Genomic DNA, 13,497 nt, shown 5'->3' with positions numbered 1-13,497 from the left:
GTAAAATTCTTAATACTCATTTATCCACCTCTAATCTTTTATTCCATTATACATAGAAAAACCCCATAGGGTAGTTTTTTTTAAAACGTCTACTCTATAGGGTACATTTTACTATCGCTCAAACATATGTTTTTCTTAACGTGGGTTAATTAAAAATAAATAAGGAGCTCTAAAGCTTACATCAAATGCACTTTACGTAATATATACTTTTTTTTGCGTTTTAGATGTATGTTTTTACATTTTCTCTGCAGCTATATAGTTAATAGAAATTATTCAGCAAAGCTAGCTTGACATTCAATGCAAAGCTAGCTATACTTAAATTGCAAAGTAAACATTGCAGAGGAGGTCTGAGATGAAAACATGTATCCAGGAACTTAGGAAAAAAAACAAGTTATCTCAAGAGGAACTTGCATTAGCAGTTGGTGTTTCGAGGCAAACAATCTCATCTTTAGAGTGCGAAAAGTATACAGCATCACTTGTTCTTGCATACAAAATATCTAAATATTTTAATTTAAAGATAGAAGATGTTTTTGATTTTTCAGAAGTTAACGAATTTTAAAATAAAGGAGTTATAAAATGGAGAAATATAGACAGGTAACAAATAAAAAATTAACACTTATGACAACATTCACTGCATTTGCTGCTATATTCATTGTCTTAACTGGGGCCTTTGTAAATATGGCCTCGGCAATTAATGAAGATGTTTCTGATATGATACCCGGGTTTCAAGTAGGTGTATTCATAGGCTTTCAACTTATCATGATAATACACATTGCAAAATATAGAAAAGCATTAAAAACCGAGGATGAATTAAAGAAACTCTATATAAAAGAACATGATGAGAGAACAAAACTTATTAAAGATAAAATAGGTGGTGTAGGTTTTAATTTTTCCTTAGTTGCAATAACAACTGCAGCTATTATAGCTGGATTCTTTAACCAGATTATTTTTTTCACTTTACTTTCCGTTTTAATTTTTATGTCATTATCAAAAGGATTTTTAAAAATATATTACAAAAATAAATTTTAGGGGGTACCATAAAATGTTTGGTAAAGATAAAGATACTAATGAAAGATTTAATGTTATTTATAAAGAGGGTAGTATTTCCGGTTGTAAAGTTATAGTAGATAAGGAAACTGGCGTTCACTATTTATTTAGTTGGGATGGTTATGCTGGTGGAGTTACACCATTATTAAATAAGGATGGTAATCCAGTTATTAAATCAAATAATGAATAATATTCTTATACCTAAATAATAAAAGGCAGAAATATTTAAATTGAATTTAAATATTTCTGCCTTCTTTGAATTGTTTGTATTACATATATAGAGCCTACCGGCTAAAAAACCTTTTGGCTAGTTTCTAGAACTTCTAGCCTTTTACTGCCAACCTATTCACGTAAATCACAGCAAAGAAAATGCTGTATAAATTTCTCCATAGTGACTTGCAACAGGAAGTGAAGAAACATTGAAATTATATTTAGTAATTCTTCTTTTGCGAAAATAAAATCCTCGTAAACTTGTCAAGACGACTACGATATTTTCATATAATTTTAGTATGAACTTCTCCATAGTGACTTACAACAGGAAGCGAAGAAACATTGAAATTGCATTTAGAAATTCTTGTTTTGCGCTTGTAAAATTCTCGTAACCCAATCAGGACAAACCGAAGCAAATCTTATAGTAGCAAGTATGAACTTCTCCATAGTGACTTGCGATAAGAAGAGCAGAAACATTGAAATTGCATTTAGTAATTCTTTTTTGCGAATGTAAAATTTTCGTAAGCCTGACAGGACGTCAGGCTAGCGAACCCGAGACAGGACGTCGAGTGTGAGCGGTAGAGAATTTTGCATTCGCAAAAATTAGAATTTCTTAATACAATTTCCTGTTTCAATCTCTTATTACAAGGCACTCAGGAGAACTTCTCTACTGCATTACCCTATAAGCACACTTCATTACTAATCATTTCTTGGTAAGTTTGTCTTTTACATATAGCCTTGTGAGTACCCTCATTTACTAAAACTACAGGAGCCTTAGGTATTTTATTATAATTACTACTCATTGAATATCCATAAGCACCAGTTGATAACATAGCCATAAGATCTCCACTATTAACCAATGGTAGTTTTACATCCTCAAGTAGTATATCTCCACTCTCACAGCATTTACCCGCTATTGTAACCACTTCTATGCAAGGGCCACTTATTTTATTAGCAAGCACACATTGATATTGTGCATTGTATAATGCCGGTCTTATATTATCTGTCATACCACCATCAACTGCCACATATTTTCTAACTTCTGGAATATCCTTTATAGCGCCTACAGTATATAGTGTAATTCCTGCGTTAGCTACAATTGATCTGCCTGGTTCTATAACAAGTGTAGGATATTTTATTCCGTATTCAGCGCATTTGATTTTAGTTTCTTCAATTATAACAGAGCAAAAATCTTCTATTTCTTTTGGCTCATCACCTTTGTCATAATAAACTCCAAAACCTCCACCTAAGTCTAATTCGTCTATATCATAATTGAATTTTTCTTTAATATCTTTAATTAAAGAAGTCATTATACCCACTGCATCTTTATAAGGCTCTAACTCAAAAATTTGAGACCCTATATGACAATGCAATCCTGCCAGCTTTATATTTTTCAAACTTAAAGCAGTCTTTATAACCTCTTCTAATTCATTATTTAATATTGTAAATCCAAACTTAGAATCAATTTGTCCAGTTTTTATATAATCATGGGTATGAGCCTCTATGCCTGGAGTTACTCTAAGAAGAACCCTTTGAGTAACGCCTTTTGCTTTTGCCTTTTCATTAATAATTTCCATTTCATGAAGATTATCTACCACAAAACTTCCTACTCCTAATTCTACGGCCATTTCAATTTCATCGATTGTTTTATTATTACCATGAAAATACACATTTTCAAGTGGAAAATTAGCCTTTGATGCAGTATATAATTCTCCTCCTGAAACAACATCTAAATGTAAACCTTCACTTTTTATAATCTCACACATGGCAATAGTTAAAAATGCCTTTCCTGCATAAGCCACCTTATTATGTCCATCCTTAACTTTAAAAGATTTATAAAACCTTCTACAATTTTCTCGTATAAGTTGTTCATCCATTATATAAAGAGGGGTACCGTATTCCTCAGCTAGGACCTGTGCACTAACTCCCGCAATCTCTAATTTATTATTGTCATTTCTTATATTTCCAAAAAACCTCACATAAATCCCTCCTTCTACTAATTCTTTATAAATTGAATTCCTTTGCAACTACCTGTATAGCCTTTAATTTGTCCTGAGTTTTTATAGCACAGGTAATTCTTATTTCAGATGTAGTTATCATTTTAATCTCAATATCGTTTTTATTAAAAACCTTAAACATTCTAGCTGCTACTCCAGAGGTTGTCTTCATTCCCAACCCCACAACTGAAAATTTAGTTATATCCTCGTCAACTATAACTTTATTATCTACTATTAATTTATCTATAATTTTCAGACTCTCCTTAAGATTATCTTTAGGAATTGTAAAAGATACACTTACACATCCGTCTATTGGTGATGATTGACTTATCATATCTATATTAATTCGCCTGCTTCCTATAGCTTCGAATATTGTAGACAATATATTCACATCTTTAGGTATACGCTGCAGTGTTACTGCCACATCTTCATCATCAGTTGCTATACCCGTTACTGGTTTACTTTCCATATCCATATTTTTTACCTCCTTAATTACAGTTCCCTTAATCTCACTATTGCTCAGTCCGACATATATAGGTATACTATATTTTTGAGCGAGTTCGATTGACCTTGAATGCATTATTTGAGCTCCCAAGCTTGCAAGCTCTAGCATCTCTTCATACTCTATTTCATCCAGTTTTTTAGCATCACTGTATGCCCTAGGATCTACACTATATATTCCAGATACATCCGTATATATTTCGCATCTACCATTAAGCTTTACAGCAAGTGCTACTGCAGTGGTATCAGAACCACCTCTACCGAGTGTTGTAATGTCGCCCTCTCCATTTATCCCTTGAAATCCAGCAACTATTACAATTTTACCTTCTTTCAAACTTTGTTTAATTTTATTACCATGTATATCATCAATTAACGCTTTACCATATTGCCCACTAGTCTTTATTCCAATTTGATATGCTGTATAACTTATAGCATCATATCCAAGTTCCTTAATTGCCATGGCCAGGAGTGCACTTGAAATTATCTCTCCTGTGGATAATAATGCATCTAATTCCCTCTTATCTGGATCTTTTCCTATTCCCTTTGATAAAGATAATAGCTCATCTGTAGTGTCTCCCATAGCAGATACTACTATGACTAATTCTGTATTTTTATCTTTTCTCTTTACTATGCATTGTGCAATCTTTTTAATTTTCTCTGTAGTTCCTACCGATGAACCACCATATTTTTGAACAACTACTCCCATAATCAAATCACTCCTATTTCCACCTTGGTGCTATTCATTACCTTCGGTGCTATAATTTTAATTCATTATAAAATAATCCACCAATATTTTAAAATTACCTATAGAAGTGCTTATATATAGCTACAAAAAAAAATTATGCAGCAAAGGAACACCTTTGCTGCATAAAAATATTTATTTTTACACAAACTTCGTGTACCGTGTAGCTCTCCACTGAAAAATCAGTGACAATTTTACACATATTATGTGTAAACTCAGAAAATAATTTATCAAATATATTTTCTTCGGCCGTAGCTCCTTTCGTTATTCATCATAGCCTGATGGCTCCAAATAATTACTAATAGACACAGCACCTCTACCTTAGGTAGTTTTATTTAGTTAGTTATTTTTTTATTATCTACTATATTATCATAGTATGTCTATAATCACAAGTATTATATATACATGCCCTTTTCTTGTGGTTTTCTAAAATATATATATTACTATACTATTTATAGATGTTACTGCTAAAACCTTTATCTAGAACTAGCTTAGCATATTCTTTCGCGCCTTCTAATGAATGATCTCTATAATTACCACATTGAACCTCATTTGCAGCTGGTATTTCAGTTGACTCTAATACTTTTTTCAAGCCATAATTTAAGGTTTCTATAACTTTATCTACACTTACATCATTCCATGTAATCATATAAAATCCTGTTCGACATCCCATAGGTGAGATATCAATTATTCCATCCATTACTTCTCTCATGTATCCAGCAAGTAAATGCTCTAAAGTATGAATAGCAGATATATTCATAAATTCTTCATTAGGTTGCATGAACCTTAAATCAAACTTTGTTACTATATCACCCTTTTCACCTATTTTAACCTCACATTTTCGTACAAAAGGTGCCTTTACCTTTGTGTGATCTAATGAAAAACTCTCAACTTTAACCATTAAATTATACCTCCTGAAATTTATTAATTTATCTTTTATAATATTAAACATCTTTATCCTTAGCTACAATCTTACTACAGTATACATATAAAAAACAGTGCTAATACCAATACTATATATATATTTGAATATAATCCTTACTTATAAATATATATTACAATAGAAAGTTCACAAAATTATATTTTATACACACCATTTTCATTAAATTACATAAGATATATATGACAATGTTATTTAATTTAGGAGATGATAAAATGTGCGGCATAGCAGGATGGATTAATTTTTATGACAATATTGAAAAAGATGATAAAATCCTTTTCAAAATGACTGATACCTTGAAAGAAAGAGGACCTGACGCCTATGGTTTTCACTTTTCAAAGCATGCCATTTTAGGGCATAGACGTCTAGTGGTTGTTGACCCAGAAGGTGGAGCACAGCCAATGACGAAGAAAATAGGGAATAACACCTATACTATAGTATATAATGGTGAACTTTATAATACAGAGGATGTACGCAAAATATTAAAAGTGAATGGATTTAGTTTCTCATCCTATTCTGATACTGAGGTGCTTTTAGTAGCTTATATTTTCTGGGGTGAGGAATGTGTTAAACATATAAATGGTATCTATGCTTTCGGAGTTTGGAACGAAACACACCAAACACTATTCTTAGCAAGAGATCCCCTAGGAGTTAAGCCTTTATTTTATACTATAAAAGATAATTCCTTAATATTTGGTTCCGAAATAAAAACTCTTTTAGCTCATCCATTAGTAGAACCAATTCTTGATAAACAAGGTCTTACTGAGCTCTTTGGATTTGGACCTGCAAGACCTCTTGGTAGCGGTATCTTTCAAAATATAAAAGAATTGCCACCATCTCATAGTTTAATTTATGATAAAGAGGGTTTTAAAACAAAGGAATATTGGAAACTTACCGCAAAAACCCATGATGAGGACTTATCTACAACTGCAGAGCATATAAGATCATTACTTGTAGATTCCATTGAAAGACAACTTATTGCTGATGTTCCAGTTTGCACTTTCTTATCTGGTGGACTTGACTCAAGTATAATTTCAGCAGTAGCATCCACTTACTTTAAAAAGAATAATATGCCTAACTTAAACACATATTCTATAGATTATGTTGATAATAGAAAGTTTTTTAAGCCTACAGAGTTTCAACCAAATACTGATGCAGACTGGATTTATAAAATGGTGGATTACATTGGGTCAGATCATCACGATATACTAATTGATACACCGGAACTTGCATCCTACCTTAAGGAGGCTGTTTTTGCTACTGATTTACCAGGTATGGCAGATGTAGATTCCTCATTATATCTCTTTTGCAAGGAGGTAAGAAAAAACTCTACAGTTGCATTATCCGGGGAGTGTGCAGACGAATTATTTGGTGGTTACCCATGGTTTAGACGTGAAGAAGATATAAACGCAACTACATTCCCTTGGTCAAAATTCGTAAGTGATAGAAAAAGTATACTATCCCCTGACCTTCAAAGTCTTCCCATCGATGAATATGTTCAAGATAAATATGATGAAAGCTTAAGACAAGTTCCAGGTATCCCTGGCGAAAGCCCTAGAGAGCATAGAATGAGAGAATTATTCTATTTAAATATAAAATGGTTTATGATAACTCTACTTACTAGAAAAGATAGAATGAGCATGGCTAGCGGCCTTGAGGTAAGAGTCCCTTTCGCAGACCAGAGGCTTGTAGAATATGCCTATAATATCCCTATGGATATGAAATATTATAAAGGGCGTGAAAAAGGAGTATTAAGGCAGGCTCTTACAGGACTACTTCCAGGCGACGTACTTTGGAGGAAAAAGAGTCCTTATCCAAAAACTCATAACCCTGGATATACACTGGCTGTTCAAAAACTTATGAATAATATACTAAATGATAAATCATCACCTATACTACAACTCATAGATCAAAAACACGTTCAAGAAATAGTTGATTCAGGTGGTAGTGCATATAAAAATCCTTGGTATGGTCAGCTTATGACAGGGCCTCAACTTATTGCATATTTAATTCAAGTAAATACTTGGCTTAGAGAATATAATGTTATTATTAAATAAGAAACAAAAATTCTAAATCATTTCAAATTTATATAAAAAAGACACTGTAAATTTTTTCTACAGTGTCTTTAACTTATCCTACTTCATTATCTAAATTTGCCCCACTAAACTGACTATTATAAAGCTCTGCATAGAATCCATCTTGAGCAAGAAGATCATTATGGTTACCCATTTCAATGATACTTCCTTTATTCATAACTAATATGAGCTCCGCATCTTTAATTGTAGAAAGTCTATGTGCAATTACAAAACTTGTTCTATTTTGCATAAGCTCTGTCATAGCCCTTTGTATATAAACTTCTGTTCTTGAGTCAACACTACTTGTAGCTTCATCCAATATCATAATGGTTGGATTAGCAAGTATTGCGCGAGCTATAGTAAGAAGTTGTTTTTGTCCTTGAGATATATTGGATGCTTCTTCATTTAATATTGTGTTATATCCATCAGGAAGAGTTTTAATAAAGTGATGTGCATGAGCTGCTCTTGCAGCTTTAATAACTTCATCATCAGTAGCCCCTTCTTTACCGTAAGCAATATTGTCCATTATAGTACCATTAAAGAGCCAAGTATCCTGAAGTACCATTCCAAACATACTACGCAATTCTCCACGTTTAATGTCTCTAATGTCCACTCCATCAACTGTAATCTTACCACCGTCTATCTCGTAGAAACGCATAAGTAAGTTAACTAACGTTGTTTTACCAGCACCTGTTGGTCCAACAATTGCAATTGTATGACCCCTCTTTACATCAATATTCATATCTGTAATAAGTGGTTCATCTGCTTTGTAGCTAAAGTTAACATGTTCGAATTTAACTTCACCCTTAGGTAGTTCAATAACTTTAGTATTATTTGTTTCTACAATTTCTTCAACCTCATCTAATAATTCAAATATTCGTTCAGCTGAAGCTACAGTTGATTGAATAATGTTTGCGATATTTGCAGTTTGAACTATTGGTTGAGTAAACTGACTTGAATATTGAATAAAGGCTTGAATATTACCTATAGAAATTTTTCCTTGTGTTGCTAAATATCCACCAACAACACAAACTACTACATAACCTATATTACTAACAAATCTCATCATAGGCATTATTATTCCTGATATGAACTGAGCTTTCCAACCAGCGTTGTATAGCCTGTCATTAATGCTTTTAAACTCCTCTATAGAATCCTTCTCATGCCCAAAGGATTTAACAATTTTGTGACCAGTATACATCTCCTCAACATGACCATTAAGTGCTCCAATTTCTTTTTGTTGAGCAGCAAAGAACTTTTGAGATCTTTTTGCAACAAATGCTGTTACAAGAATGTATAGTGGTAAAGTTAAAATAACAACTAATGTCATTAGTGGGCTTATTGTAAGCATCATAATTACAATACCAACGATTGTAACAATAGATGTAATAAGCTGAGTAAGACTTTGTTGAAGCGTTGTTGATATATTATCAACATCATTTGTAACACGACTTAATATCTCCCCATGAGTTTTTGAATCAAAGAATTTAAGTGGTAACCTAGAAAGCTTATCTTCAACTTCTTTACGTAAGTTGTAAACAGTTTTCTGAGCAACTCCAGCCATTATATATTGTTGGAGGAAACCGAAAACAGTACTTACTACATATAATCCAAGTAATAAAAGAATAATATTTCGAATATATGTGAAATCTATCATTCCACCATTAATATCCATGATTTTTGAAATTCCTGCTTTAATTTGTGCAAGGCCATCAACTACTTTCGGGCTTTTTGCCGCTGCTGGATTAGCTTTTATTAAATTAGCTATCTCTGCTTGCTTAGCATGTAGTTGAAGTAGTCCAAATTTACTCATTATACCTTCAAATAATCTATCTATAGCTTTTGCTGAAATCTTAGGTCCAACTATTGTGAAAATAGTACTAACAATTGCAAATATAAAAACTAAAATGAAATTAGTTCTTTGAGGTTTTAAATAACTTAAAAGCCTTTTTAATGTACCTTTGAAATCTTTTGCTTTAACTATTGGCCCTGCGAAGGATCCCATTGGTCCTCCCCCCATGCCTCCACGTGGTTTGTTCTTATTGTTTTCGCTCATGATAATTCCTCCTCTGAAAGCTGTGAAGATACAATCTCATGATATATCTTACAACTAGATAAAAGTTCCTTGTGGGTTCCCATACCTGCGATGCTGCCATCATCTATTACTATTATTCTATCTGCGTCCATAACAGTTGCAACTCTTTGTGCAATGATTATTACTGTAGATTCTGCTGTTTCTTTTTTAAGTGCTGCACGTAATTTTGCATCTGTTTTAAAATCAAGTGCTGAAAAACTATCATCAAATATATATATTTCAGGTTTTCTAACTAATGCACGAGCTATAGATAGACGTTGTTTTTGTCCACCAGAAACATTTGTTCCTCCTTGGGCAATAGGATGGTCATATCCTTCTTTCGTTTCATTAATAAAGTCAGTAGCTTGTGCTACAGTTGCTGCATGCTGAATTTCCTCAGTAGTAGCATTGTCCTTACCATATTTAATATTCTCTGCAATAGTTCCAGTAAACAGTACAGTGTTTTGAGGAACAAAACCTATTTTACAGCGTAGACTCTCCTGACTCATTTCGCGCACATCCACTCCATCAACAAAAACCTGTCCACTAGTTGCATCATAAAAACGAGGTATTAAGTTTATAAGTGTTGATTTACCAGAACCTGTACCACCAATAATAGCTGTTGTTTCTCCAGGTCTTGTGCTAAATGATATGTTGCTAATAGCTGGTTGATCTGCGCCAGGGTAGCTAAATGTTACATCCCTAAATTCAACATATCCACTTTGTTTATCAGCCGATATAAATTTCTTTGGATCAATTATTTCCGGCTCCATTTCTAATACTTCATTTATTCTTATTGCAGATGCTTGTGCTCTTGGTATCATTATAAATACCATAGCAAGCATTAAGAATCCGAATAAAATTTGCATTCCATATTGCATAAATGCTATTAATGAACCAACTTCCATACTTCCAGCATCTATTCTTTTACCACCGAACCATATAATACCAACTGTTGTTACATTCATAATTAACATCATTATTGGCAATAAGAACGCCATTATTTTGTTAACTTTTACAGCATTGTCCATAAGATCAGTATTAGCATCATCGAATCTAGCCTTTTCAGTATCTATACGGTTAAATGCTCGTACAACTCTAATACCAGTTAGTGATTCACGTAATACAAGATTTAATTTATCTATTTTTACTTGCATTAATTTAAATAACGGCATTGCAAACTTAAGAGTTATTCCGATAATAATTCCAAGAAGCGGTATTACAACTGCGAAAATCCAAGTTAGTTGTGTATCTTCTCTTAGAGCCATAACAATACCACCTATAGCAGTTAGAGGTGCAAAAAGCATGATAGAAAATATCATTACTGTTGCTGTTTGAACCTGAGTAACATCATTTGTTGTCCTTGTTATAAGTGTTGCGGTACCAACTTTATCGAATTCATGTAGAGAAAATCCTTCAACCTTAGTAAATAATTTATTACGTATAATTCTGCCAAGTCCTACCGCAGTTTTTGATGATAGGAATGCAGATATAACTGAGCATATAGCCCCACCTGCTGAAATTATAAGCATTATTATTCCTATTCTAATAATATAATCTATTCCTTTATAAGATCCACTATATCCTAAAAATGAAATAGTTTGAACTACATCCTTATGTGCTATCCCCTTATCTACTATATCTGCCATTAAAGTTGGTAAATATAGATTTGCAAGCACTTGAGTAAAAATTAATATTACTATTGCTATTATCTGTAATGTGTACTCTTTTAAAAACTTAAATAATTTAATCAAAATATCATCCCCATTCATTGTTATTGCCTTAACATTATTGTCTTATTACTATTGCTTATTTTTGTTTTATTTTTCTTGATCAATTAAAAGCTTCTTAAGTGTATCTAAACCTTCAAATATTTTATGAATTTCCTCTGTATTTCCCTTAGTCATTACATCTGCAAGGTTTTTTTCGAATTGCTTATGAAAACTTTTATGCATATCTTTAAAGTTTGGCGATATACTTACGTAAACTACTCTCTTATCATCTTCGCTTCTTTCACGTACTACCATTTCCTGTTTCTCAAGCCTGTCAATAATTCCTGAGACTGTACTATTCGATAGACAAAGCTCATTGCTAAGTTCTGTTATCTTCAGTTTCTTTTTTTTACTTAAAAGCCCCAAAACCATACCTTGAGGCGCAGAAATACCTGTGTCACAAAGTACTTTACTCATACTATGTTTAAATAACTGCATAACCTCTTGAAAAAGTTTCGCAACTTCCATACTTTCATTCAATGTTTCCACTTTATCACCACCTAAAAATGTATTTCGCATGCAAATGTTTCGTGTACGTATATTTCGTCTACGAATTATATTATAATCCCATAAATATTTTATGTCAATACATATTTAAGAGATAATTGGGCACACGTTAACGTATGCTCTCAAAGGGTTTGCAGCTACTCATTGTAAACTGTTTCATCGTTTTAAAAGATATATTTTTAGTCACAAATATTATTATATATTTTAAATTTTATAAATTTTATAAATATATATCATATATTAATATGATAATTCAATAAAAATCTAATCAAATAAAACCTAATTAAAATATGTCTGTTATGCTAAAAAATAAAATACATGTTACAGTATGATATAATAATATAATAGGTGATAGAAATCCCATAATATTATAATAAAATCATAATAGTTAAATAATAGTTAAATTAATTGGAGGTACATTAATGGAAAAATCAAAAGTATATTTTACAAATTTAAGAACAAAACCAGGATATAATCTACTAGATAAACTTCAAAAACTTGTAATCGAGGCCGGTATTAAAAATATTGATTTCAAAAGCAAATTTGTAGCTATAAAAATTCATTTTGGAGAGCCAGGAAATCTTTCATACATAAGGCCAAACTATGCTGCAAGTATTGTTAAACTTGTGAAAGAACTAGGTGGAAAGCCATTCCTTACTGATTCGAATACTTTATACTCAGGAAGAAGACACAATGCTGTAGACCATATTGAATCCGCTATGGAAAATGGTTTTAATCCAATGTCTGTTGGTTGTAATGTAATAATTGCAGATGGACTAAAGGGTGGAGATTATAGAGAAATTCCAATAAACCAAAAACATTGTAAAACTGCAAAAATAGGTTCAGCAATTGCAGATTCAGATATAATTATTTCTATGAATCATTTTAAAGGTCATGAAATGACTGGTTTTGGTGGGGCATTAAAGAATTTAGGTATGGGCTGCGGATCCGTCGGAGGCAAACTTGAAATGCATTCAGCATCAAAACCTTTTATGAAACATAGTAAATGTGTAAGTTGTGGTCAATGCGTTAAACATTGTTTGCATGAAGCAATTACTTTTAATGAAGACAAAAAAGCAACAATAGATTATGATAAATGCGTAGGATGTGGTCAATGCGTAGCTGTCTGTCACTATGGCTCAGCAACAATAAAGTGGAATGAGTCTGCTGACAGTGCTAATGAAAAAATAGCAGAATACACTTATGCAGTTATTAAAGATAAACCAAATTTTCATATTAGCTTTATTATGAATGTTTCCCCTAACTGCGATTGTTCTCCGGAAAATGATGTAGCAATTATTCCAGATATAGGTATCGCTGCATCCTTTGATCCAGTAGCTTTAGATCAAGCCTGTGTTGATATGGTTAATAATGCAACAGCATTGCACGGATGTGAACTTACAGACAACCATTATCATGAGGGTGATGATAAATTTTCTAATATTCATCCTGATACAAATTGGAAAGTCGGTTTAGACCATGCAAATGAAATCGGGTTTGGTACTACTGAATATGAAATAGTAACAATTAAATAAAAAAAGTGTATATTACGCGTATTGCAATACGATTAATGCATTCACTTCGCTAAGAACTGCTAATTTTAATGCATTATACGTAATATATACTTTTTTT

General features: G+C 32.3%; 11 protein-coding genes and 1 riboswitch. Of the genes, 5 read left to right on the top strand and 6 right to left on the bottom strand.

Annotation, left to right across the window (positions count from 1 at the left end; genetic code table 11):
* Positions 1 to 352: 352 nt before the first annotated feature.
* Genes KPL55_RS20015 through KPL55_RS20005 form a run of 3 tightly spaced genes read left to right on the top strand, consistent with a single transcriptional unit; the run spans position 353 to position 1,237 of the window.
* The gene (locus KPL55_RS20015; protein WP_216308522.1) at positions 353 to 559 is read left to right on the top strand and encodes a helix-turn-helix transcriptional regulator; all 207 of its coding nucleotides are present in this window, start codon (positions 353 to 355) and stop codon (positions 557 to 559) included.
* A 17-nt stretch (positions 560 to 576) separates the two neighbouring features.
* Positions 577 to 1,029 (top strand): hypothetical protein, encoded by a 453-nt coding sequence (locus KPL55_RS20010; RefSeq protein ID WP_216308521.1) that lies wholly within the window; start codon positions 577 to 579, stop codon positions 1,027 to 1,029.
* 13 nt (positions 1,030 to 1,042) lie between these two features.
* Positions 1,043 to 1,237 carry a DUF6440 family protein gene (locus KPL55_RS20005; protein ID WP_216308520.1) on the top strand — a complete coding sequence of 65 codons (195 nt, stop codon included), beginning with the start codon at positions 1,043 to 1,045 and terminating at the stop codon, positions 1,235 to 1,237.
* Positions 1,238 to 1,937: 700 nt separating this feature from the next.
* Here the strand turns inward: KPL55_RS20005 and lysA are convergent.
* From lysA to KPL55_RS19990, 3 genes are all read right to left on the bottom strand, one after another.
* Positions 1,938 to 3,236 carry a diaminopimelate decarboxylase gene (gene lysA / locus KPL55_RS20000; protein WP_216308519.1) on the bottom strand — a complete coding sequence of 433 codons (1,299 nt, stop codon included), beginning with the start codon at positions 3,234 to 3,236 and terminating at the stop codon, positions 1,938 to 1,940.
* A 25-nt stretch (positions 3,237 to 3,261) separates the two neighbouring features.
* Positions 3,262 to 4,461 (bottom strand): aspartate kinase, encoded by a 1,200-nt coding sequence (locus KPL55_RS19995; protein ID WP_216308518.1) that lies wholly within the window; start codon positions 4,459 to 4,461, stop codon positions 3,262 to 3,264.
* A 192-nt stretch (positions 4,462 to 4,653) separates the two neighbouring features.
* Positions 4,654 to 4,824: riboswitch (Lysine riboswitch) on the bottom strand.
* Positions 4,825 to 4,945: 121 nt separating this feature from the next.
* Positions 4,946 to 5,398 (bottom strand): S-ribosylhomocysteine lyase, encoded by a 453-nt coding sequence (locus KPL55_RS19990; RefSeq protein ID WP_216308517.1) that lies wholly within the window; start codon positions 5,396 to 5,398, stop codon positions 4,946 to 4,948.
* A 254-nt stretch (positions 5,399 to 5,652) separates the two neighbouring features.
* On the opposite strand from KPL55_RS19990, the gene asnB reads away from it, so the two are divergent.
* Positions 5,653 to 7,494, top strand: a complete 1,842-nt coding sequence (gene asnB / locus KPL55_RS19985) for an asparagine synthase (glutamine-hydrolyzing) (RefSeq protein WP_216308516.1) — start codon at positions 5,653 to 5,655, stop codon at positions 7,492 to 7,494.
* A 73-nt stretch (positions 7,495 to 7,567) separates the two neighbouring features.
* Here asnB and KPL55_RS19980 read toward each other — a convergent pair whose 3' ends face one another.
* The 3 genes from KPL55_RS19980 to KPL55_RS19970 form a co-directional block, all read right to left on the bottom strand.
* Complete coding sequence (locus KPL55_RS19980; protein ID WP_216308515.1) at positions 7,568 to 9,568, bottom strand: ABC transporter ATP-binding protein; 2,001 nt, start codon at positions 9,566 to 9,568, stop codon at positions 7,568 to 7,570.
* Positions 9,565 to 11,340 carry an ABC transporter ATP-binding protein gene (locus KPL55_RS19975; protein ID WP_216308514.1) on the bottom strand — a complete coding sequence of 592 codons (1,776 nt, stop codon included), beginning with the start codon at positions 11,338 to 11,340 and terminating at the stop codon, positions 9,565 to 9,567. Before KPL55_RS19975 ends, KPL55_RS19980 begins: the two co-directional genes overlap by 4 nt.
* A gap of 66 nt (positions 11,341 to 11,406) precedes the next feature.
* Positions 11,407 to 11,847 (bottom strand): MarR family winged helix-turn-helix transcriptional regulator, encoded by a 441-nt coding sequence (locus tag KPL55_RS19970; RefSeq protein WP_216308513.1) that lies wholly within the window; start codon positions 11,845 to 11,847, stop codon positions 11,407 to 11,409.
* Between the two features lie 440 nt (positions 11,848 to 12,287).
* Here KPL55_RS19970 and KPL55_RS19965 point away from each other — a divergent pair, with 440 nt between their 5' ends.
* Entirely contained in the window at positions 12,288 to 13,400 is a 1,113-nt protein-coding gene (locus KPL55_RS19965) for a DUF362 domain-containing protein (RefSeq protein WP_216308512.1), read from the top strand.
* The last annotated feature ends 97 nt before the right edge of the window (positions 13,401 to 13,497 follow it).

The organism is Clostridium lacusfryxellense (assembly GCF_018861735.1).
Lineage (GTDB): Bacteria > Bacillota > Clostridia > Clostridiales > Clostridiaceae > Clostridium_AD > Clostridium_AD lacusfryxellense.
Note: the sequence above shows the minus strand (reverse complement) of the source record. Positions and strands in the feature narration are given on the sequence as shown.

What these genes read in the sequence shown, in the direction of transcription:
- KPL55_RS20015 (WP_216308522.1), top strand. Translation starts at nt 353, where the DNA reads ATGAAAACATGTATCCAGGAACTTAGGAAAAAAAACAAGTTATCTCAA.
- KPL55_RS20010 (WP_216308521.1), top strand. Translation starts at nt 577, where the DNA reads ATGGAGAAATATAGACAGGTAACAAATAAAAAATTAACACTTATGACA.
- KPL55_RS20005 (WP_216308520.1), top strand. Translation starts at nt 1,043, where the DNA reads ATGTTTGGTAAAGATAAAGATACTAATGAAAGATTTAATGTTATTTAT.
- KPL55_RS19995 (WP_216308518.1), bottom strand. Translation starts at nt 4,461, where the DNA reads ATGGGAGTAGTTGTTCAAAAATATGGTGGTTCATCGGTAGGAACTACA.
- KPL55_RS19990 (WP_216308517.1), bottom strand. Translation starts at nt 5,398, where the DNA reads ATGGTTAAAGTTGAGAGTTTTTCATTAGATCACACAAAGGTAAAGGCA.
- asnB (WP_216308516.1), top strand. Translation starts at nt 5,653, where the DNA reads ATGTGCGGCATAGCAGGATGGATTAATTTTTATGACAATATTGAAAAA.
- KPL55_RS19980 (WP_216308515.1), bottom strand. Translation starts at nt 9,568, where the DNA reads ATGAGCGAAAACAATAAGAACAAACCACGTGGAGGCATGGGGGGAGGA.
- KPL55_RS19965 (WP_216308512.1), top strand. Translation starts at nt 12,288, where the DNA reads ATGGAAAAATCAAAAGTATATTTTACAAATTTAAGAACAAAACCAGGA.